Raw genomic sequence first — 350 nt, 5'->3', positions numbered from 1 at the left:
GAACTGCGGGCCGCCGTTGAGTGCGATGTACTCCTGGCCGGCCAGCCGGAATTCGACGGTCATGACCGCGCCCGGCTCGCCCGGCGACGCCTCGGTGTAGTGCGTGACGCCCAGCACCTTCGAGTCCCCTCCGAAGATGGAGACGTAGTGGTTCGCGGCCTCCTCGGCCTGGTTGTCGAACCACAGGAAGGTCTTGATCTTCTGCATGGCCTGCTCCTCGGCGACTCGTACGGGGAATGGCTGTGCAAGGTAGACCCTGCCACCGCCCGAAACTCATCGCGGCGCGCCGCCCTCCTCCGCCTCCTTCTCCGCCCGCGCCAGCAGCAGCGCCCGCTCTCGTGCGTTACGGG

Annotated in this window: 1 protein-coding gene; it reads right to left on the bottom strand. The window is 68.0% G+C overall.

The window, feature by feature from the left end; all coding sequences use genetic code 11:
* The coding region (locus AC1DYK_RS36415) for a VOC family protein (protein ID WP_478170692.1) at nucleotides 1-207 on the bottom strand (207 nt) is incomplete at its 3' end.
* Nucleotides 208-350 lie beyond the last annotated feature (143 nt).

Source organism: Variovorax sp. P2_H12 (genome assembly GCF_056403395.1).
The sequence above is the reverse complement of the archived record's forward strand: the minus strand, read 5'-3'. Positions and strand labels throughout refer to the sequence as shown.